At 56.8% G+C, this 20271-nt stretch carries 14 protein-coding genes; 5 read left to right on the forward strand and 9 right to left on the reverse strand.

Annotated elements, in window-relative coordinates; genetic code table 11:
• Positions 1-2: 2 nt before the first annotated feature.
• Positions 3-3779 (reverse strand): autotransporter assembly complex protein TamB, encoded by a 3777-nt coding sequence (tamB, locus tag ACR809_RS22930; protein ID WP_012737220.1) that lies wholly within the window; start codon positions 3777-3779, stop codon positions 3-5.
• Positions 3776-5509 (reverse strand): autotransporter assembly complex protein TamA, encoded by a 1734-nt coding sequence (gene tamA, locus ACR809_RS22935; RefSeq protein WP_040216093.1) that lies wholly within the window; start codon positions 5507-5509, stop codon positions 3776-3778. Before tamA ends, tamB begins: the two co-directional genes overlap by 4 nt.
• Before the next feature lie 208 nt (positions 5510-5717).
• Here tamA and msrA point away from each other — a divergent pair, with 208 nt between their 5' ends.
• Complete coding sequence (gene msrA / locus ACR809_RS22940) at positions 5718-6353, forward strand: peptide-methionine (S)-S-oxide reductase MsrA (RefSeq protein ID WP_025712326.1); 636 nt, start codon at positions 5718-5720, stop codon at positions 6351-6353.
• Between the two features lie 28 nt (positions 6354-6381).
• Here the strand turns inward: msrA and ACR809_RS22945 are convergent, their stop codons facing one another.
• From ACR809_RS22945 to ACR809_RS22970, 6 genes are all read right to left on the reverse strand, one after another.
• The gene (locus ACR809_RS22945; protein ID WP_023159538.1) at positions 6382-7053 is read right to left on the reverse strand and encodes a hypothetical protein; all 672 of its coding nucleotides are present in this window, start codon (positions 7051-7053) and stop codon (positions 6382-6384) included.
• A gap of 15 nt (positions 7054-7068) precedes the next feature.
• The gene (locus ACR809_RS22950; protein ID WP_032418150.1) at positions 7069-8370 is read right to left on the reverse strand and encodes an oxaloacetate decarboxylase subunit beta; all 1302 of its coding nucleotides are present in this window, start codon (positions 8368-8370) and stop codon (positions 7069-7071) included.
• Positions 8371-8385: 15 nt separating this feature from the next.
• Complete coding sequence (gene oadA / locus ACR809_RS22955; protein WP_032418151.1) at positions 8386-10155, reverse strand: sodium-extruding oxaloacetate decarboxylase subunit alpha; 1770 nt, start codon at positions 10153-10155, stop codon at positions 8386-8388.
• Positions 10156-10170: 15 nt separating this feature from the next.
• Positions 10171-10419: an oxaloacetate decarboxylase subunit gamma gene (locus ACR809_RS22960; protein WP_032418152.1), complete on the reverse strand. Its 249-nt coding sequence runs from the start codon at positions 10417-10419 to the stop codon at positions 10171-10173.
• Between the two features lie 8 nt (positions 10420-10427).
• Positions 10428-11717: an Nramp family divalent metal transporter gene (locus ACR809_RS22965; RefSeq protein WP_032418153.1), complete on the reverse strand. Its 1290-nt coding sequence runs from the start codon at positions 11715-11717 to the stop codon at positions 10428-10430.
• Between the two features lie 129 nt (positions 11718-11846).
• Positions 11847-12779: a dihydrodipicolinate synthase family protein gene (locus ACR809_RS22970; protein ID WP_032418154.1), complete on the reverse strand. Its 933-nt coding sequence runs from the start codon at positions 12777-12779 to the stop codon at positions 11847-11849.
• A 292-nt stretch (positions 12780-13071) separates the two neighbouring features.
• Here ACR809_RS22970 and ACR809_RS22975 point away from each other — a divergent pair, with 292 nt between their 5' ends.
• A complete protein-coding gene (locus tag ACR809_RS22975; protein WP_032418155.1) occupies positions 13072-14094 on the forward strand; it encodes a LacI family DNA-binding transcriptional regulator in 1023 nt (340 codons plus the stop codon).
• 105 nt (positions 14095-14199) lie between these two features.
• On the opposite strand, the gene ACR809_RS22980 is transcribed toward ACR809_RS22975, so the two are convergent.
• The gene (locus ACR809_RS22980; protein ID WP_023158563.1) at positions 14200-14952 is read right to left on the reverse strand and encodes an oligogalacturonate-specific porin KdgM family protein; all 753 of its coding nucleotides are present in this window, start codon (positions 14950-14952) and stop codon (positions 14200-14202) included.
• A gap of 518 nt (positions 14953-15470) precedes the next feature.
• Between ACR809_RS22980 and ACR809_RS22985 the strand changes: the two genes are divergently transcribed.
• The 3 genes from ACR809_RS22985 (at position 15471) to ACR809_RS22995 (ending at position 20271) form a co-directional block, all read left to right on the forward strand.
• Positions 15471-16808, forward strand: coding sequence for a hemolysin family protein (locus tag ACR809_RS22985; protein ID WP_002886718.1), 1338 nt, complete (start codon positions 15471-15473; stop codon positions 16806-16808).
• A gap of 202 nt (positions 16809-17010) precedes the next feature.
• Positions 17011-18243 (forward strand): oligosaccharide MFS transporter, encoded by a 1233-nt coding sequence (locus ACR809_RS22990; protein WP_020324899.1) that lies wholly within the window; start codon positions 17011-17013, stop codon positions 18241-18243.
• Between the two features lie 18 nt (positions 18244-18261).
• Complete coding sequence (locus tag ACR809_RS22995; RefSeq protein WP_122051599.1) at positions 18262-20271, forward strand: beta-galactosidase; 2010 nt, start codon at positions 18262-18264, stop codon at positions 20269-20271.

The following is a 20271-nucleotide window of genomic DNA, read 5'->3' on the forward strand; positions in this document are numbered from 1 at the left end:
TGCTAAAACTCAAACTGATAGAGCAAATCGAGCGCCTGGTCGATGCCAGACACCGCTTCCACATATAGCTTAGGCATCAGGCGATAACGTAAAGTCAGCGTCGCCAGGGAATCGAAGATACCGACCCCGTATTTTACCTGTAGACCCGGCAGTACATAGCCGCTGACCACCACCTGGGAAGAATCGCCTACCCCTTCGGTGTCCAACGCCAAGTTGCTTACGCCAAACGTCTCGCCGATTTTACCCACAACCTGACCACTTTGTGCAACCCCCATACCAATAAGCATTGAGGTCATCGCGGCGCTATCGCTCTGACCACTACTCAAACCCTGGCCGCGCAGCAGATAAGACAGCGCTTCCTGCTGGGACATAACCGGATCAGAGAAGATCTCCGCTTTCGGCTGATCGGCGGAGCCGGTGACGCGAACGCCGGCGATCACATCGTCTTCGGTGGCATCCGGGTTACGAATCGCTTCGATATTCAGCAACGGCTGATCCGGCGGACCGGAGAACAGCAGCTCCCCTTTGCGGACAATCAAGTCCTGACCATAGGCGTGGAAACGGCCGTCCGGAATATTAATCTGCCCGTTGAGGCCCAGCCCCTGCTTGTCCTGCGCCACTTTCAAATCACCGGTCAGACGCGCTTTCAGGCCGAAGGCTTCCAGACGAACGTTGTTGCCGACGTGAATGGTCAGGTTGCTGTTGATCGGGATGCTGGCGCTCTGCTGCTTAATCGGCTTGAGGTTTTTATCCAGCATCACTTCATCAGAGGAGACGCCGACCGCGCTCTCCGGCACCTCGTTGACCACGATCCGCGCCCAGGGCACATCCACTTTGCCGTCGAGATTGAACAGGCTTGGCGTGGCGGTAAACACCACATCCGGCGATACATCGAGACGCACCATCGGCGGCACCGTGATCCGCACCCGGCTGCCTTTCGCCGCAATTTGCGCCCGCCAGTTATCGATCTGCGTCCAGTCGGCGTTACCGCTGAGGGCGATTTGCCCCTGGCGGGTGTTCACCGTCCCCTGCAGGGTCGAGCGCGTGCCGTTGAAGTTCATCGCCAGCTGGCTCGGCTGCATATCAAACGGCATAAAGTTGCCGTCGATATCCACCCCGCTCAGCTGCATCTGGCCGAACAGCTGCGGACTTTTCACATTGCCGCCCAGACGCAGACGGGCGTTGAGCCTTCCCTCTGCCTTTTCACCACGAGCGAAAATCGGGTTGATCATCGCCAGCGAGAAGTTGCTGATATTGACGTTGCCGCCGAGGTTACGCCGCCCCTGCGGGTCGGTGACCTGCACCTGCCCATCCAGCTGACCGTTGTTGGTCAGGCGGATAAGCCAGCCCAGCTCGGCGCGATTGTTGTGCAGGTCGGCGCTGAGGTTCAGCGTATCGAACGCCACCGGCAACGGCGCGTCGTTGACGACCTGGGTCACCTTGACGTTGCGCCCGCTGAGGGTCACTTTGCCCTGCGGCAGTCCCTCTTTGGTGGTGTCCCAGCTCACATCGGCATTACCAGTAAACACGCCGCTGGCCTGGGTCGCCTCCGGCATAAACGGCTTGAGCATCGCCAGATCGAAGCGGTTGAGATTCACCCGCGCCCGTCCGCTGGCGCCCGCGTCAATGGTTTCAGGCACGCAGAGCTCGGCGTTCGGGTTGGTCCAGCAGTGTGGCCCGATGCTGATTTTCTGCTCCAGATTGCGATAGTCCAGCGCAATGCTGCGCGTCAGCGCTACCGGCCCCACCGGCGTCTGGAAGCGGGTATCGCTCAGTGAGCCCTTCCAGCGTTCGGCCTGACGATCGAAGCTACCTGCCAGCGCCAGCTGGCCGGAAACCGGATCGCCCTGCACGCGTAGCCGCAGCTCATGCTGTTTCTCTGTACCTTTGGCATTGAGCTGCACCAGGCTGATATTGACCCCCGGCTGGCTGATGCGATCCACCCGCACGTCCAGGTTACCGCCAATCTGATCGGTGGATTTCACATCCCCTTTGACGTTGACCTGGGCGATGGTCAGCTCCTGCCAGCGCAGCGCCCGGGCGGTGATGTCGGCCAGCAGCTGCGGCGCATCGACAGTGCCGCGCACTTTTACCAAGCCCTTCGCCGTCCCGCCGAGCCCCGGCAGCGCATTATCCAGGTGCGGCGCATCGATGGTGGCGTCGAGATTAAGATCCTTCACCCCCAGCTCGCCTTTGATATCAGCGCTGTTCGGGCCTAACGCCAGATGCAGTCCCGGGATTTTCCACTGCAGATAGCTGTTACCCTGCAGCGAGCCCGCCACATCCACTTTGTTCTGCTTCACGTTGCCGGTAATTTTCAGCTCCGGCACCGACATCTGCCAGCTGCCGCCGTACAGGCTGCCCTGGGTCTTGATCCGGCCGTTAAGCTTCGACGGCCAGTCCGGCACCTCTTTGGCGGTGTTGATGCCGTCGAGGGTCAGCTCGCCGCGCCAGCTGATCGCCTGCTGCCAGTCGAGCAGCGCCTTCAGCTCGGTTTTCCCTTCCAGGGCGTTGACCGTCAGCTTGTCGAGATTGATCTGCCGTTCATTACCTTTGGCGTTGAGGGCGATTTTCGCCGGCGGCAGCGATTGACCTTTCACCGCGGTGGAGAAGGCCAGCGCATAGTCGGTCATTTTGCCGCTGAACTTCAACTGGACATCGTCGGCCTGGAACTGCTTCTCGCCGCTGAACGGCCAGGCGAGCTGCTTACTCTTCAGCTCCATATTGAGCGGCAGCCCGGCCTCCGCCAGCTGCGCATCCGCGCGCAGCGTGGCCGCGACCGGCCCGCTTAAGTCCACTCCGACTTTGAGCGTTTTACGCACTTCGCCGCCCACCTTCAGCTGCACCTTCTCCCCTTTCATCGGGTCGACGTTCAGGGTTCCGGCGAGGGTAATGTCCACCGGCCAGTTATCCTGCAGCTGCGCGCTGCCCGAGGCGCTAACCTTGCCCTGATCGGAGTCGATATCAAGGGCGTCGAGCTTCATCTGGCCGTCGATACTGCTGACTTTCAGCAGCAGGTTATACACGGTGATATCGGTATCGCCGGTCAGGCGCAGCTGCTCGCCGCGGAACGCCTGAATATTGAGGTTCAGCGGCAGATGGACATCGGTCATTGCCGGCAGCACCGGCTGCGAGAAGAGGTCGGTCATCGTCTCGCCGAGCGGTTTTTCCTGCGGCTGCGGGTTGTCAATTTTCGGCTCAACCACCTGCTCCTGCGCCACTTTCGCCACCTTAGGCAGGGCGATCAGCAGCCCCTGCAGCGAGGTCGGCGTCAGGGTCAGATTTTTCTCCTGCCAGTTCAGGCCGGTGGAAAAGTCGCGTACGGAGACCGCGGTATCATCGATTTTGACGTTGACGTTATGCAGCGCGACGCGGCTGAGGGTAATCGGATAAGGAGTGGAGAGATTCAGCGGCCCGCTGTCCTCTTCCTCGACCGGCGCTGAGGGCGGCATCTTCTTGGTATCGACGGCGACGTAAATATCGCGCAGCGCGATGTCGTTTACGCACAGGCTGCTGTCCCACAGGCAGCGCAACCTGACGCTGAGGTGAAACTGACCGGCGGTCACCGCCACGCCGGGCTGTTCGTAGCGAACATTATCGAGGGTTAAATCACGCCAGCCACCGGTCACTTTGCCGATTTCCAGCCCCGGTACCCAGCGATCCGCCGCCTTGAACACCAGATGCAAGCCGGTGGTGGTCCCCACCAGGAACCCGACGGTGCCCAGCAGGAGCACCAACACGATTAAGACGCCGAGGCTTATCTTCTTCCATAAACTCATAATTCAGGCCCCAGACCGATGTAAAACTGTAAACCATGCTCTTCTTTGTCGCCGATCGGCCGGGCGATATCCAGCTTGATCGGCCCCACCGGCGACTGCCAGCGCACGCCCACCCCGGCGCCGGTTTTGAAATCGCTCTCGCGAATATCGCTGACCGCTTCGCCGCTATCGACAAACACGGCGCCCCACCATTTACCACTGACGTTGTACTGATACTCCAGCGAGCCGGTCGCCAGCTTCGAGGCCCCGATCAGCTTGTCGTCATCGTCCTTCGGCGAGATAGATTTGTATTTATAGCCGCGAATACTGCGATCGCCCCCGGCGAAAAAACGCAGATCTGGCGGCACCTTGTCAAAGTTGTCCGCTTCGATCCAGCCAAGGTTGCCGCGCACCACAAAGCGGTGGCGGTCATAGAGGGTACGGATCCAGACGTCCTGGGCCTGCATCACGATGAAGTTGATGTCCGAGCCCCACATGGTGTTGGAGTAATCCACCGAGTAGCGCTGGGAATCGCCCCAGGTAGGCATCAGGCCGCCGCGGGAGCGAGTGCGGTTCACCGAGACCCCAGGATAAATCAGCATGGTGGTGTTGGTGACGTTCGCCTGGGTAAAGTGATCCAGGCTCCAGCGCAGGTTAATCGCTCGCTGCCAGCCGCTCGACATCTCCCAGAAACGCGAGACCCCCAGGGTGGTAGAGTCGGCCTGGGTATCATTGAGGTCGGTACGCTTAAAACCGCCCTGCATCAGATAATACTGTTCGAGGGGGCTCTTCAGCAGTGGGACTTTATAGGTAAAGTCGAACTGCTGCTCCGGGGCGGAGAGGCTGACGCTGGAGGTCAGGCTGTGACCATACGAGTTGACCCATGGTTTTTTCCACGTGGCTTTCACCCGCGGACCGACGTCTGTGGAATAGCCGACCCCGGTTTCCACGGTGTTCTCTTTGCGAGGCGAGACAACGCCCTGCAGAGGCAGCACCTTGGTTTTCCGCGACTTAGCAAAATCAGGCGCCACCACCACCGAACTGAACCAGCCGGTCGCCGCCAGGCGGCGGTTTAGCTCGGCCAGGTCCTGCGAGGTGTAGTAGTCGCCCTCTTTAAACGGCACGAGGTTTTGCAGGTATTCATCGCGGATTTGCGAGCCAGAGAAAGTGACGTGGCCAAAGCGATAGCGTTCGCCGCTGTCGTAATCGATATCCCAGAACGCCTGATGACGGTCGAGGGAGACCCCGAGCTGGCTCTTAAGAAACTCGCTGTCAAAGTAGCCTTTGCGCAGGGCGACGCGGGTCAGCGAGCTCTTGAAGCCGTCGTAATCCCCGTGGTTGAGCACCGTCCCGATGGCCGGGCGCGTTTTCAGCAGAGCCAGGTAGTCGCTATCGGTGCGGGCGCCGCCGCGCAGAATCACCTCGGTTCCGCCAATGCGCACCGGTTCTCCCGGGGTCACTTTGGCGATCAGCACCTGACGTCCCCTTTTCGGCGGCGGACGCAAATCAAATTCAATCGTCGGCTCGTAATAACCCAGCGCTTTCAGACCTTCGCGAATGGCGTCATCGACGCGCGCGCGAAAGCGACGATCCGGCGTGACTTCATCGCTCTGGATGGTGGAAAGCTGGGCGCGAACGTTTTTCTCCAGCTCCCCGGATAATCCCTCAACCTGCAAACGCACATTCGCTGCGCTGGCGACCCCGCTGACCAGCAAAAGGCTGGTGACACATAACTGGCGGATTTTTAGCACATTTTCTCCTGAATATCCCTGTTTCCTCTACAGGAAACACTGGCGCCGCTCCACGGCTTAACAAAACCCTAACAACATAGGGTTGAAAAAGTGGCAATAACCCAAATAATTCTTATGTATTAATCTAGACGTATTACGCGTATTTATTGTGTTAAAAGACACGCTTCGTTACAACCTTAACGACGATTTCTGTATTGAGAGGCCAACCGTGAGTCTATTTGATAAAACGCATCTTGTCGCCCAGGCGGATGCGCTGCCTGGACGCAATACCCCCATGCCAGTGGCGACGCTCCACGCAGTTAACGGCCACTCGATGACCAACGTCCCGGCGGGGATGGAAGTGGCGCTGTTCGCCATGGGCTGCTTCTGGGGAGTTGAGCGCCTGTTCTGGCAATTGCCGGGGGTTTACAGCACCGCCGCAGGTTACACTGGCGGCTATACGCCCAATCCGACCTATCGCGAAGTATGCAGCGGCCAGACCGGTCACGCGGAAGCGGTACGCGTGGTTTATGATCCGCAGGTGATTAGCTATGAGCAGTTATTGCAGGTGTTCTGGGAAAATCACGACCCGGCGCAGGGTATGCGACAGGGTAACGACCACGGCACCCAGTACCGCTCGGCGATTTACCCGCTGACCCCGGAACAGACGGAGGCGGCAAAGGCCAGCCTCGCGCGCTTCCAGGCGGCGATGAACGACGCGCACGATACCCGTCACATCACCACCGAGATCGCCACCGCCAAACCGTTCTACTATGCCGAGGACGATCACCAGCAGTATCTGTATAAAAATCCGCACGGCTATTGCGGCATCGGCGGCATTGGCGTCTGCCTGCCGCCTCAGTAAGCGCGCATCGTCTGGCCGCGAGCGCGTATTAATCAGAAAAGACCGGGCCCGCAGGGAAGTGGGCCAGAAATGCCGTCACGGTTAACAACTCACGCAGAGACGGGAATGTTATCTCTTTTTCTGCCAACGCGTGGTCAAAGGCGATCAGCGAATCTATCCCACCCCGCCCGAATACGCCCCCTGCCCAGAGCATTCTTTGCGCCTGGTCACGCGCCCATGCGCTTTCACTACGCCAGGCAAGGATATGCAGCAGAGCCTGTAATAAAGAGGCGACGTGGGTACGCTGCTCTTTAACCAGCCGGCGGTAAACCGGCAGAGCAATGCTTCTTATCACATCAAAGCTCTCCCAGGCCGCATCATCTTTAAGCAGCTTTCCCGCCTCTTCGCACAGGCGGTTGTGAGTAAGAGTCTCTCTTTTTTCCACTGCCTTTCCAGCGGCCATCACCACCCCACCCAACAAATAGAGCGACTCGGGTAATAGCGGCAATACTATCCGCCGGTCCATGGCAAGCTGCTGTCCGGCATAAAGACAAGTCACTAATATTTTCTGCACATTGTACTGTTCGCTGAGGCTCTCAATGATGCCTAGCGCCGGTGTCAGGTGATTCACTAAATCAATCGCCCGTATCGACCTGAGAATAATATTGCTCTGTTCGGAGGTCTGTATTCTTTGGATATCCAGTAATACGGTTTCTTCCATTGTCTTATTCCTCTGTTACATCGCCAGCACGTACTTGAGCATCACCCCGGCGGCGATCGCCGAGCCGATCACCCCCGCCACGTTCGGGCCCATGGCGTGCATCAGCAGGAAGTTCTGCCCGTCCGCTTCCAGACCCACCTTGTTCGACACCCGCGCCGCCATCGGCACCGCCGACACCCCCGCCGAGCCGATTAGCGGGTTGATTTTGTGCCGGCTGAACACGTTCATCAGCTTCGCCATCAGCACCCCGGCGGCGGTCCCCACGCAGAAGGCGATCACCCCCAGCACCAGGATCCCCAGCGTCTGCGGCTGCAGGAACTTGTCCGCCACCAGCTTGGCCCCCACCGACAGCCCGAGGAAGATGGTGACGATGTTGATCAGCGCGTTCTGCACCGTATCGCTCAGCCGCTCCACCACGCCGCTCTCGCGCATCAGGTTGCCGAAGCAGAACATCCCAAGCAGCGGCGCGGCGTCCGGCAGCAGGAGCGCCACCAGCAGCAACAGCACCGCCGGGAAGAGGATCTTCTCCCGCTTACTCACCGTGCGCAGCTGCACCATGCGGATCTTCCGCTCCTTATCCGTGGTCAGCGCCTTCATGATCGGCGGCTGGATCAGCGGCACCAGCGCCATATAGGAGTAGGCCGCCACCGCGATGGCCCCCAGCAGCTCCGGCGCCAGCTTGCCCGACAGGTAAATCGCCGTCGGGCCGTCGGCGCCGCCGATGATGCCGATGGCCGCCGCCTGCGGCAGGGTGAAGCTGATGATGCCGAAGTAGTTCAGCGTCAGCGCCCCGAGCACGGTGGCGAAGATCCCGAACTGCGCCGCCGCCCCCAGCAGCAGGGTGCGCGGGTTAGCCAGCAGCGGGCCGAAATCGGTCATCGCCCCGACGCCCATAAAGATGACCAGCGGCGCGATGCCCGAGCCAATCGCCACCTTATAGAAGATGGCCAGCACCCCGGCGGAGTAGCTCATGTCCACCGCGAGGCTCTCCATCTGCCCCTGTACCGACGGCAGGGCCAGGGCCAGCGCCGCCTTAATGGCGTGGACGTCCGGCGCGCAGTGGAGCTTCGCGGCAATCACCGCCAGCTGCGCCGGGTCGTGGTGAGCCAGCAGGCTCTCCAGGGCGGTGAGCGCCAGCCCGGCCTCCGGGATATTGGAGAGCAGGCCGCCGAAGCCAATCGGCAGCAGCAGTAACGGCTCGAACTTCTTCGCAATCGCCAGCCAGAGCAGCAGCAGGCTGACCAGCAGCATGATGGCCTGGCCGGCGCCGAGGTGCATCAGCCCCATGCCCTGAATCAGGGCGTTCAGACTTTCCATTTCCGCTCCTCGTCCTTACGCCAGAGTCATCAGGGTGTCGCCGACCGCCACCGCGTCGCCGGCTTTCACCGCGATACCGCGCACGGTCCCGGCCTGCGCGGCGCGGATTTCGGTTTCCATCTTCATGGCTTCCAGAATCAGCAGCACCTCGCCTGCGGCCACCGTCTGGCCTTCGCTGGCCAGCACCTTCCAGATGGTGCCCGCCAGCGGGGCGGTCACCGGGGTGCCGGCGCCGGCCGGGGCGGCAGCCTGAACCGGTGCGGAAGACGGGGTGGCCGCCGTCAGCTGGCTGACGTCGCCGCCGTCGCTGACCTTGACCACAAAGGCTTTGCCTTCCACCTCCACGGTGTAGACGCCGGAGGCGGCAGGTTTTTCTGCTTTTGCCACTGGCTGCGCGGCTTCCGCCTGCGGTACCGGCTCAAAGGCCGCCGGGTTGTGGCGGTTTTCGAGGAACTTCAGGCCGATTTGCGGGAACAGTGCCACGGTGAGCACGTCGTCGATGGCGTTTTCGGCAAGCGTGATGCCCTTCTCCTGCGCCTGGCGTCTGACGTCGGCTTCCAGCTGCGCCAGCTCCGGCTTCAGCAGGTCGGCCGGGCGGCAGGTCACCGGGTCGGCGCCGTCGAGCACCCGCGCCTGCAGGGCGGCGTTCACCGGGGCCGGGGTGCGGCCGTACTCGCCCTTCAGGATACCGGCGGTCTCCTTCGCGATGGTTTTGTAGCGCTCGCCGCCCAGCACGTTGAGCACCGCCTGGGTGCCGACAATCTGCGAGGTCGGGGTCACCAGCGGGATGAAGCCGAGGTCCTCGCGCACGCGGGGGATTTCCGCCAGCACTTCATCCAGACGGTGGGCGGCGCTCTGCTGCTTCAGCTGGCTTTCGAGGTTGGTGAGCATCCCGCCCGGCACCTGGGCGACGAGGATACGGCTGTCGGTGCCCTTCAGCTGGCCTTCGAAGGCGTGGTACTTCTTACGCACCTCGCGGAAGTAGGCCGCGATGCTCTCCAGCCTGTGGATATTGAGGCCGGTGTCGTAGGGCGTGCCAGCGAGGGTGGCGACCAGCGCCTCGGTGGCCGGGTGGCCATAGGTGGCGCTCATCGAGGAGATGGCGGTATCGACGCCGTCGACCCCGGCTTCAATGGCCTTCAGCAGGGCCATCTCCGCCATCCCGGTGGTGGCGTGGCAGTGCAGGTGCAGGGTGACGTCATAGCGCTTCTTGATTTCACTGACCAGCTCAAAGGCGGCATGCGGGGTGAGGATGCCGGACATGTCCTTGATGGCGACGGAGTCAACGCCGGTCTCCAGCAGCTGTTCGGTGAGGTCGAGCCAGGTCTGCAGGGTGTGGGCCGGGCTGGTGGTGTACGAAAGCGTACCCTGGGCGTGGGCGCCGTGGCGGCGGACCGCCTGCAGGGCGGCCTGCATGTTGCGCGGGTCGTTCATGGCATCGAAGACGCGGAAGACGTCCATGCCGTTTTTGACGGCGCGCTCCACGAAGCGCTCCACCACGTCGTCGGCGTAGTGGCGGTAGCCGAGCAGGTTCTGGCCGCGGAGCAGCATCTGCAGCGGGGTCTTGGGCATCGTCTTTTTCAGCTCGCGCAGGCGGACCCACGGGTCCTCGCCGAGAAAGCGGATGCAGGCATCAAAGGTGGCGCCGCCCCAGCACTCAAGGGAGCGGTAGCCGACGTCGTCCAGCTGAGCGGCAACGGGCAGCATATCGTCGAGACGCAGACGGGTGGCGAACAGGGACTGGTGGGCGTCGCGCAGGACGACATCGGTAATGGCAACGGTCATGAATTCCTCCGTGAATTAAGGGTGAAGACGGCGATGGTGGTGAATGGCGGCGACAATCGCCGGCTTCAGGCGGGCGAAATCGTCGGCGGGCGCGACGGCGGCCGGCGCCGCTGCGGGGGCGGCGGGCGGCTCGGGAAACAGGCGGTTGACGGCGAGGGACATTCCCCGGATGGCAAAGATGAGCAGCAGCAGGAACACCAGCACAAAGCCCATGCCGAGAAACATCAGGGTGAAGCCTTCGCCTAACAGGATGGCATTAGTCATACCCCACCTCAAAACATGGAAGAAAGAGAGGACATAAATTTAGGTAAGGTGTTAATCAGGGCGACGAGAGTGAGTAACAAACAAAAGAGATAGCTGACCGCCATACATATTTGTAATAACCTTGGCGTCTTATATCCTTTATTAATATCCTTTCGCCACAGCAGCAGGCAGATAAACAGACCCGCGACAGGCGTCGACACCGCCGTTGCGACATTCGCTAAGTAAATTAACTGCACCGGAGATCCGCCGAAGCTAAAACAGATTAACCCCGCAATCACCAGCACTACCATGGATCCCCACTGGACCGCTTTACTCTCCAGCGCAGTAGATTTATTGAACCCCGAGTTAAGCAGGACAACCCCACGCTGAGTATTCCCCAGTAAAGATGAGAAACCCGCGCCCAATAATGCGATCCCCATAATGTATTTTGCCGCGCGTCCCATGCTTGGCGTTAATAAATCAGCCAACTGCGTCGGCGTATTGATTGATATTCCTTGAGGAAAAAGCACAATCGCCCCTACCAGAATAATAGCCCCACTGATCAGCAGCACACCGATAATATGGGCTACGGTATCCGCCACCATCACGCCATTAAAGAGATCATCTTTTTTCCATTTTTTCTCTTTGCCAAGGTAAGTACCGTAGATCCCGGTCGTCAGGGAGGCATTGGTACTGATAAAGCCCAGCGCGGTGACTAAACTCCCCGCAGGAAAGATCCAATGCGTTAATCCTTCCCCGCTGGCTTTCCAGTCTGGCCCCCCCGTTCCCACCAGTGTGATATAAAAGGCGATAATCATTGCCACAATACAAATAGTGATCCCTTTTTCGACTTTGGAATAAACGCCTTTAGAGAAATAGCAATAGATCATCACTGCAATCATAATTAACGCACCGAGCTTCCAGTCAATGCCGAAAACAAGGTTCATGCCGGCCCCGGTACCCGAGATATTCCCCATGGTAAAAAAAAGACAGGCTAAAAAAGTGGCCACGCCTACAAACCCCGCGGCGACTTTACCGTAATAGTGACGTATCGCCTCTATTGACGGCATCCCGGTGAGCATGGAGATACGATAGGTCGTCAACATAAACGTGATCCCCATAAAGGCAATGGGGATCAGCAGCCATAGTAGGGAATAGCCATAGTCCGCCCCTAACATCGACGCGGTGGTAATAGCGCCGGGGCCAATCACGACTCCGGTAAGCACAATCCCCGGACCGATGCGGCGAATTAATTGAGAGAAGGGAAGTCTTTCTATTTGTGCGGGTACAGCGGTAGATGTTTTTTCTAAATTACTCATGACAGCCTCATTATAGTATCTTTATAAAATATTATACGGCCACACTGATATACTGAATAAAACCTGACTATCCTTATTAAAACCAACCCGTATTCATAATGAATACGGGCTTGGTATTCAAATAATAAATTAAATAACCGCTTTTTTAATGCCTGCGGCACGGATAGCCGCTTTGATCTCTTCTTCTGCGCCCGGTTCCAGCGGCAACAGAGGTGACCGAACGGTAGCGTGTTCCAGAATGCCACGTTCAACCAGAGCATGTTTCAACGCCACGGTACCTTCCATATGCGAGCCGCGGTGATAAACGGCCTTAGTAACCGGCAGCAGACGGTCGTGAACCGCTTTGGCCTTCACATAATCCTGCGCTTTACCGGCCTCCAGCAGTTCCAGCAGGAGTTCAGGGGCAATATTGCCATATCCCACCAGGAAACCATCAATATCGAAGGCGGTATGCAGCAGGTATTCATCATGACAGCTGAGGATCTGTAAATCAGGGCGTTCGCGACGAATAACCGGAATTTCCGTATCCCAGCGGCGCATATTACGCACCCCATTTTTCATCGCAAAGACCCCCGGTTGCGCGGAAATATCCAGCATCGTTTCAAGGTTATAAGTGGCTTTAGTGACATCCGGATACTGGAAAAGAATAAGAGGCAATCCACTCTCTTCATATACCACGCGATAACGATCCTGAGGCGCCCCTTTTTGGTAGCCAAAACGCAGCCAACCGTGTGAAGGATATAGCAGACCTGCGGAGGCCCCGGCTTCCACGGCGCGCTGCGCTTCCAGCGCCGCCACTTCCGTCCCTTCGCCAGTAATCCCGGCGATGACCGGTACACGGCCGTCGGTTGAGTCAACAAAACTACGGATAACGTCAGCCTGTTCCTGCTGAGTCAGGAAGGTGCCCTCCCCGGCATGTCCCAGAACCACCAAGCCTTTCACGCCTTTTACGCTACCCAGCCAGGAACCTAAACGTTTGATGGCTTTATGATCGATACGTCCATCGCGGGTGAAAGGGGTAACCGGTGCTGGAACAATTCCACGCAAATCAAGTGCTTTCATGTTAACTCCTTACAAATTTCAACAGATAAAGATGATAAACTCTCTTTCTTGAAATCGATTGCAGGAACGATTGCAAGTGAATTGAAATGTCTTCCCTTTACTTCACAAGATCAAGGGGACTCCGCTAATAAATGCAATTGGAATCACAAAAATGGGCGGGTTAAACATTTATCAAGTTACATTACGTGATCTATTTCCCACATTGCGTCTGGCGCTCCTCTACGCCATTTAAGTTGCGTGGAAGAAATAACTACGAATACAATCGCAACTGAATTTAAACAGGAAATCGGTCATGGGAAATCAATCATCTCAAGAGCACAATGGAAGAACCATTACGATGCAGGATGTGGCTCGCGCCGCCGGCGTGAGTGTTTCAACTGTTTCGCGCGTGCTGGATGAACGTCTCCCCCCGTCCCGCAGCCCTTCGGCTGAAAAAATACGGGAAGCGGCGAAGCAGTTGGGCTACCGACGTGACTACGTGGCGTCCAGTTTGCGCCGTGGCGATACGGGCACGATAGGCGTTCTGGTCCCGAGATTGACCGATACCGTCACGGCGATGTTCTATGAAGCGGTCTCTCAGGCCGCCGCGCGTCAGGGCTATTTCACGGTGGTGGCAACCTGCGGCAACGATCCAGACACGGAAGAGCGCGCCACACAATCTTTGCTGGATCGCCGGGTCGATGGCCTGATCCTCTCCACCTGTCGCCTGGATGACCGCCTGCCTCAGCAATTGCGGGAGAAACAGATCAACCATGTTCTGGCGCTGCGTACCGACGGTATCAGCCCATCCGCTATTGGTGATGACGAACTGGGAGGCTATCTGGCAACCCGCCACTTACTGGATCTCGGTCATCGGGAAATCGGTATTATTGCCGGCCCCAATTTTTCATCGAGCACCTTAAACCGGCAAAAAGGATTTTTGCGTGCCATGCAGGAAGCGCAGGCCGAGGTGAATCCGCAATGGTGGCGAGATTCCGACTTTACCATTGTGGCCGGTGAAAACGCCGGTTATGAAATCCTGAATAGTCCGGCGCGCCCCAGCGCCATTTTCGCCGTCAATGATGACCTGGCGATCGGCGTGATGGCGGCTGCACACCGACTCGGGCTGGAGATAGGCCGCGACGTTTCACTGGTAGGCTATAACGACATTCCGTTAGTCAGTCGCCTGCCGATCCCTTTGACCTCCGTGAAGACACCGCTCGATCAGCTTGCCAGCCATGCCGTTGAATTGCTGCTAGGTCATCATGTGGAAAACCCCCAACGCTACTCTTTACCCACCCTGATTCCGCGCGCTTCCACGCGGCCTTATCGCTAAGCGGCGCACGTTCCCGACCCGAAGGCGTGCCAGGGCCGGGAACGTATTCAATATGGTTCCAGCAAATGTCAGCAGATATTGTTTCCTGCTCGTCAGGGCGAGATTTTATAGCGTAAACGTCATACCGATACGATATCGTGATTCTGAAATTTTATTTTTGCCATCATGGTAACCCTGTTTATCAAGGTAATCATATTCGATATAGGGACTAAACCAGTCATTCCATTTATAGCGTAGCGTTACGGCGTTTTCTGTCGCCGAAGATTTATCATTATTATATTTATAGTCATCGTTGACATGTCGATAGACCGTGCCTTGATACAGGGCACTCCATTGGGCATTAAATTTATAATTAACATATAAATCCAGGCGGTTGACGCTGTCGCGATGTGACTCGCCGACGCTATTAACCGTTTCGTAAGTGTTGTAGTCATAGCGATAACGTAGTCCAAAGGTGAGATCGGGAGTCGCTTTATAGTTAATACGAAAATAAGGCCGTAGCTGGGTGCCTTTACTGCTCCAGTGATAGATACCGCCTGGCTGCAAGGCCCATTTTTCCGCGAATGGCCAGCTATAGTTAACCTCGATTTCATTATAATCGACTGTACTGTCGCCAAAGGAGTGGGACGCATCCGTTTTATCTGTGCCATTTTTTCCCTGGTGGTTATTTTTGTTGTTTTTATTATCCATCTCCATACTCGCCCACCAGCCATTCTGCCACCCCTGACTCACCTTATAGCGAGATTCATAAGAGTGACTTCCCGCCCGATATCCTCCTCTGACATCGAAAGTCAGCGCGTGACCAGCGGCGGGTATCCCCAGGGCGACACATACTATCAAAGCTATTTTCTTATGCATATTTTATCCCTAAAATTAATCATTTTTAAATGAAACGGAAAATAATATGACGGTATTTAAATATTTTAAAAATGAATGTGAAATCGTTCGCGGTATCGTTTTCAAACGCGGTTATCATTCTATTACTGAAGTGAGGTGGTCAAGCCGCTAAAAATACCAATGCTATTCTCATCACACATTTCCCCCGGTTTTTATTCTGGCGTATGTATTTTTGTGATCCACTCCGCGCCCGTTATTACCGCGGCCGGGCGGCACTTTCCTCTGGCCGCACCTCGTTTTCCGGTGAAAATAACCAGGTGCGCCCTGTCCGCATAAGTACGCTTTTACTACGACCTCTAGTGGTGAGATAACCGTGTAATTAACAATGATTAATCAATGCTCTGGCGATTTTGCTGACTGTTACGCTATACTAGCCTCTGAAATTGCCCGCCTGCGTCTGTGGGCGGGTGTTCAAGTAGCTTCCTTATAGTTCGATCAACTTCCCTTCCGAGGATCTGGCCTCAACGGTCAGAAAAGATATGTTAAACAGTATTTTAGTAATACTCTGTCTGATAGCCGTCAGTGCGTTTTTTTCGATATCGGAAATTTCACTGGCCGCCTCACGTAAAATCAAACTGAAACTGCTGGCCGATGAAGGCAACGTCAACGCACAGCGGGTGCTGAAGATGCAGGAGAACCCGGGCACCTTCTTTACCGTCGTGCAGATTGGCCTCAACGCCGTCGCCATTCTTGGCGGTATTGTGGGCGACGCGGCTTTCTCACCGGCGTTTCATAGCCTGCTCAGCGGGTATTTGTCGCCGGAGCTCTCCGAGCAGCTGAGCTTCATCATCTCTTTTACCCTGGTCACCAGCTTGTTCATCCTGTTTGCTGACCTGACTCCGAAACGCATCGGTATGATTGCGCCCGAAACAGTGGCCCTGCGCATCATCAACCCGATGCGCTTCTGCCTGTTAGTCTTCCGCCCGCTGGTGTGGTTGTTTAACGGCATGGCCAACATGATCTTCCGCATCTTCAAACTGCCGATGGTGCGGAAAGACGATATCACTTCCGATGATATCTATGCCGTGGTCGAGGCCGGCGCGCTGGCCGGGGTGCTGCGCAAGCAGGAGCATGAGCTAATTGAGAACGTGTTCGAGCTGGAGTCCCGCACCGTTCCTTCCTCCATGACCCCGCGTGAAAGCGTCATTTGGTTTGATTTGCACGAAGACGAGCAGAGCCTGAAGAATAAAGTGGCCGAACATCCGCACTCGAAGTTCCTCGTCTGTAATGAAGATATCGACCACATTATCGGTTACGTCGATTCAAAAGATCTGCTGAACCGCGTGCTGGCGAACCAGAGCCTGGTGCTGACCGGCGGCGTACAGATCCGCAACACGTTGATCGTGCCGGACACCCTGACCCTGTCGGAAGCGCTGGAAAGCTTCAAAACCGCCGGGGAAGACTTCGCGGTGATCATGAATGAATACGCGCTGGTGGTCGGGATCATCACTCTCAACGACGTAATGACCACCCTGATGGGCGACCTCGTCGGCCAGGGGCTGGAAGAGCAGATTGTCGCCCGCGATGAAAACTCGTGGCTGATCGATGGCGGTACGCCGATTGATGACGTGATGCGCGTGCTGGATATCGACGAGTTCCCGCAGTCCGGGAATTACGAGACCATCGGCGGCTTTATGATGTTTATGCTGCGTAAAATCCCCAAACGCACCGACGCGGTGAAGTTCTCCGGCTATAAGTTTGAGGTCGTGGATATCGATAACTACCGTATCGACCAGCTGCTGGTGACCCGTATCGATAACAAGCCAACGGTGCTGGTGCCGAAGCAGGCGGAAACGGCGGAAAGCCAGAACGCCTGAGCGTAATCTTTTCTCTCTCCTAAGGGCGGATGACCATCCGCCCTTTTTTTATGGCTCGAATGTGAAGCGGCTCACGCCCCTCTGCCGATAGCAGATTACTCCTGCTCGATAGCGAAACGTTCATGACTCCCCGACGCGCAAAAAGGTAACGTTGCTCGCATCAACACGATCATATTCCTGAATAAAGGAAGCGAGGGTTACCATGATAACGTCAAATAAAAATTACTTTATCAGCTGTCTGTTTTTCCTGTTCTTCTTTATAGGTTGGGGATGCTGCTACCCTTATTTATCCCTGTGGTTGACGGAAACCATCGGTATTAACTACACAGACGTCGGCCTGGTTTATTCTTTCACCGCCATTGTCGCCGTCTGCGTTCAGCCATTATTCGGCTTCATCTCCGATAAACTGGTGTATCGTAAGAATCTGATGTGGATGCTGGCGATTATTATCACGTTATTCGCCCCTTACTGGATTTATGTCTTTGCTCCCCTGTTAAAAATAAATGTGTTCCTCGGCGCGCTGGCTGGCGGCCTTTATATTGGCATGGCCTACGGCGCAGGCTGCGGGGTTTGCGAAGCCTACATTGATAAAGTCAGCCGCGCCTCCGGTTTCGAATTTGGCCGGGCGCGGATGTTCGGCGGCATCGGCGCCGCAATCGGCACCTTTGCGGCAGGAAAACTCTACGGCATTGATCAGAATATGATTTTCTGGTTGGCCAGCGGCGCAGGCGTCTGCCTGCTGGTCATTGTCTGGAAAATGCAGATCAGCGCCCACCCTCAGCAGGGATTGCTGCCTGGCAAAGCCTCGCCGGTTACCCTCCGCGATGCCGTCTCGCTGTTAAAAATTAAAAAATTCTGGTTCTTCGCCCTCTATGTCATTGGCGTCGGGGCGGTCTATGAAACCTATGACCAGCAGTTCGCTATCTATTACAGCCATTTCTTTGAGAGTAAAGCCCGGGGTGCAGAAGTCTTCGGTTATTTAACCACGGGTCAAATTTTCCTTGATGCCATCGTGATGTTCTTTGCGCCATGGTTTGTGAATAAAATCGGCCCTAAAAATGCGCTGTTATACTGCGGGCTGATTATGAGCTTGCGTATTATCGGCTCCGCGTGGGCTATTGGCCCCGTCTCCATCAGTCTGATTAAACTCCTCCACGGTTTTGAAAGCTCAGTGCTACTTGTCGCGGCGTTAAAATATATTACGGCTAACTTTAATCCTCTGCTGTCAGCGACCGTTTACTTAATTGGCTTCCAATTTTCGAAAAGCTTTAGCTCTATTTTTCTCTCGACCGGTATCGGCCATATGTACCAGAGCATGGGCTTTACCAGTAGCTATATCGTACTCGGCGGTATCGCTCTGTGCTTCACGCTTATTTCTTTTATTACGCTGGATAAAGCACGTGTCTTCTCTTCACAACCGGTGCCCGCGAATTAATGTCAGGAGGTAGTGTGTATGTCTCATTTATTTTATGGCGTGGCGTATTACGATGAATATATGCCGGAAGATCGGCTGGCTAAGGATATCGCCTTAATGCGCGAAACCGGCATTAACGTGGTGCGTATTGCCGAGTCCACCTGGAGTACGCTGGAGCCTGAAGAGGGCCAGTATAATTTCTACCATATCGACCGGGTGCTGGAGGCGATGCATGAGGCCGGCATTGCGGTCATCGTAGGGACGCCCACCTACGCGGTCCCGGCCTGGCTGGCGGCGAAACATCCCGATATTCTGGTCACCACCGTCGCGGGGCAGCAAAAATATGGTCCGCGGCAGATCATGGATATCGTCAACCCGACCTTTCGCCGCTATGCCGAAAAAATTATCCGCACGCTGATGGCCCATGTGCAACACCATCCGGCGATTATCGGCTGGCAACTGGATAACGAAACCAAGCATTACGACAATATTGGCCGCTATATGCAGGAGGGCTTCGTGCGCAGCCTGCAGGAGAAATATCCTGACCTCCGGCAGCTGAATCACGATTTCGGCCTGGATTACTGGAGCAACCGCATTGACCGCTGGCAGGATTTTCCGCCGGTGGAAAACACCATCAACGCCAGCCTCGCCTGCGCCTTCTCCCGCTATCAGCGTCAGCAGGTCACCGAGTATCTGGCCTGGCAGGCGGCCATCGTTCGGGAATACGCCCAGCCGCACCAGTTCGTCACCCACAACTTCGATTTCGAATGGCGCGGTTACTCTTACGGCGTGCAGCCGCGGGTCGACCATTTTGCGGCGGCGCAGGCGCTGGATATCGCCGGCGTCGATATCTATCACCCGAGTCAGGCACACCTGACCGGACGGGAAATCGCCTTTGGCGGCGCCATCACCCGCTCGCTTAAGCCGGGCCAGAACTACTTCGTGCTGGAAACCCAGGCTCAGGGCTTCGCCCAGTGGACCCCCTTCCCGGGCCAGCTACGCCTGCAGGCATTCAGCCATATCGCCTCCGGCGCCGCCATGGTCTCCTACTGGCACTGGCATTCGATTCATAACGCCTTTGAAACCTACTGGAAGGGGCTGCTCAGCCACGACTTCTCGCGCAACCCAACCTGGCAGGAAGCTACCACCATCGGCGCCGATTTCGCCCGCCTGTCCCCGCAGCTGGCGGAGCTGAAGGCCGAAAATGACGTCGCGTTGCTAATAAGTAATGAGGCGATGGACGCTCTCAATCACTTCCTTCCCGGCGACGCCAGGGGCAACATTTATAACGATATCTTCCGCCGCTTCCACGATGCGCTGTATGACCACAATATCAGCCTCGACATCATCCACGATGTGAACGAGGAAACCTCGCGCTACCGGGTGCTGATCGTTCCTGGTCTGTACGCCGCCGATGAGGGCCTGCTAACGCGGATTAACGACTATATCGCCCGGGGCGGCAGAGCGCTGATCGGCTTTAAATCAGGCTTTAGCGATGAAAACGTCAAGGTGCGCAGCAGCGCGCAGCCGGGGGTTTTGCGCCAGAGCTGCGGCGTCAGCTACAGCCAGTTCACCCTGCCGGAAGAGACGACGGTAAGCTCTTGCTGCGCAGAGATTGATTGCCGCAATGACAATCAGGCTGAGCTGTGGATAGAATTGCTGACGCCCGATGACGGGACCCGCACCCTGCTGCGCTATCAGCACCCGGCATGGGGCGAATACGCCGCCGCAACGGAGGCGGATTACGGTCAGGGTCGCGCCCTGTACGTTGGCTTTCTGCCGCAGAAGGGCCTGATTAGCCAGCTGTTTGATGTCCTGACGGCGGATCTCACGCTGAACTCGCGAACTTCCGCCTATCGCTATCCGTTAGTGGTTAAAAAGATGCGTAACCGCGCCGGAAATAATATCCACTTCCTGTTCAATTACTCCGGCGAGGCGATGGATGTTGTCAGCGAGACCCTGGGTACCGCGCTGCTGAGCGGGGAGACAGTATACGTCGGCCAGCCGTTGCGCCTCAGGGCCTGGGAATTTACTATCATCGAAAGCTAA

The sequence above is a fragment of the Klebsiella sp. CD33 genome, from assembly GCF_051992865.1.
GTDB classification, from domain to species: domain Bacteria; phylum Pseudomonadota; class Gammaproteobacteria; order Enterobacterales; family Enterobacteriaceae; genus Klebsiella; species Klebsiella pneumoniae.

What these genes read in the sequence shown, in the direction of transcription:
- tamB (WP_012737220.1), bottom strand. Translation starts at nt 3,779, where the DNA reads ATGAGTTTATGGAAGAAGATAAGCCTCGGCGTCTTAATCGTGTTGGTG.
- ACR809_RS22945 (WP_023159538.1), bottom strand. Translation starts at nt 7,053, where the DNA reads ATGGAAGAAACCGTATTACTGGATATCCAAAGAATACAGACCTCCGAA.
- ACR809_RS22950 (WP_032418150.1), bottom strand. Translation starts at nt 8,370, where the DNA reads ATGGAAAGTCTGAACGCCCTGATTCAGGGCATGGGGCTGATGCACCTC.
- oadA (WP_032418151.1), bottom strand. Translation starts at nt 10,155, where the DNA reads ATGACCGTTGCCATTACCGATGTCGTCCTGCGCGACGCCCACCAGTCC.
- ACR809_RS22960 (WP_032418152.1), bottom strand. Translation starts at nt 10,419, where the DNA reads ATGACTAATGCCATCCTGTTAGGCGAAGGCTTCACCCTGATGTTTCTC.
- ACR809_RS22965 (WP_032418153.1), bottom strand. Translation starts at nt 11,717, where the DNA reads ATGAGTAATTTAGAAAAAACATCTACCGCTGTACCCGCACAAATAGAA.
- ACR809_RS22970 (WP_032418154.1), bottom strand. Translation starts at nt 12,779, where the DNA reads ATGAAAGCACTTGATTTGCGTGGAATTGTTCCAGCACCGGTTACCCCT.
- ACR809_RS22975 (WP_032418155.1), top strand. Translation starts at nt 13,072, where the DNA reads ATGGGAAATCAATCATCTCAAGAGCACAATGGAAGAACCATTACGATG.
- ACR809_RS22980 (WP_023158563.1), bottom strand. Translation starts at nt 14,952, where the DNA reads ATGCATAAGAAAATAGCTTTGATAGTATGTGTCGCCCTGGGGATACCC.
- ACR809_RS22985 (WP_002886718.1), top strand. Translation starts at nt 15,471, where the DNA reads ATGTTAAACAGTATTTTAGTAATACTCTGTCTGATAGCCGTCAGTGCG.
- ACR809_RS22990 (WP_020324899.1), top strand. Translation starts at nt 17,011, where the DNA reads ATGATAACGTCAAATAAAAATTACTTTATCAGCTGTCTGTTTTTCCTG.
- ACR809_RS22995 (WP_122051599.1), top strand. Translation starts at nt 18,262, where the DNA reads ATGTCTCATTTATTTTATGGCGTGGCGTATTACGATGAATATATGCCG.